This window comes from Streptomyces spirodelae (genome assembly GCF_017676385.1).
Lineage (GTDB): Bacteria > Actinomycetota > Actinomycetes > Streptomycetales > Streptomycetaceae > Streptomyces > Streptomyces spirodelae.
In genome coordinates, this window is record NZ_JAFFZN010000068.1 from 1 (window position 1) to 1065 (window position 1065).

The window sequence follows — 1065 nt, forward strand, 5'->3', positions numbered from 1 at the left end:
TGTATTGCCCTGAGAGGTTGGGGACGCGGCTGGCGGGTGGTTGGCCCTTCAGCGCGGTGTGTCCGCGGTGGTGATTGTAGGTGTGCAGCCAGTCGGGGAAGGCGTCGCGTCGTTCCTGTTCGGAGCGGTAGGGGCGGGCGTAGGCCCATTCGTCGAGCAGGGTGCGGTTGAAGCGTTCGACCTTGCCGTTGGTCTGGGGCCGGTAGGGCCGGGTGCGCTTGTGGACGATCCCGGCCTTGCTCAGGGCGTCGCGCCAGTCGCGTGAGCGGTAGCAGGCGCCGTTGTCGGTCAGGACGCGTTCGACGCTGATCCCGGCGGTAGCGAAGAAGTCCTGGGCCCGTTGCCAGAAGGCGGTGGCGGTGTCCTTCTTCTCGTCCGGGTGGATCTCGCTGTAGGCGAGTCGGGAGTGATCGTCGACGGCGGTGTGCAGGTAGCTGTAGCCGGCGGCGGAGCGGGTCTTGCGGCCCGCTTGCCGGCCCAGGGTCTTGTGGCCGCCGCCGTCGGGGATGTTGCCGAGCTTCTTGATGTCGACGTGGACGAGTTCGCCGGGACGGTCGCGTTCGTAGCGGCGTATGACGCGGCCGGTGGCCCGGTCCAGGTGTGTGAGGCGGGCCAGTCCGTAGCGGGTCAGGACGCGGTGCACCGTGGAGGGCGTCAGGTGCAGAAGGTGGGCGATGCGGGCCGGCCCCCAGCGGCGCAGCACGCGGACCTTGATGATCCTTCGTTCGGTACGGGTCGGGGTCCGGCGCGGGCTCGTGCGTGGCCGGGAAGAGCGGTCGGTCATACCTGCCTCGCCGAGCAGGCGGAGGCGGTCGGCCCATCGCCGGGCTGTGGTCGGTGAGACCTGGAAACGTTCGGCGGCCCGGCGCAGGGGCCAGCCGTCCTCGACCACGCAACGGGCCAGGCGAAGACGGCCGGTCTCGGTCAGGGGTGCATTACGGTGGGGCAAGAGGGCCTTCTCGGTGCTCGGTGGAGATGTCGCAATCCACACCGAAGCCGGAAGGCCCTCACTCGTTCAAGACCATCAAGCCGTGCCGTCCGTCACCAACCTCAGTGGACAGAACA

At 68.9% G+C, this 1065-nt stretch carries 1 protein-coding gene; it reads right to left on the reverse strand.

Features of this window, described 5'->3' with window-relative positions; translation table 11 throughout:
• A partial coding sequence (locus tag JW592_RS32365; protein ID WP_209268859.1) for an IS481 family transposase occupies nt 1–949 on the reverse strand: 949 nt, incomplete at its 3' end.
• Between the last annotated feature and the right edge of the window lie 116 nt (nt 950–1065).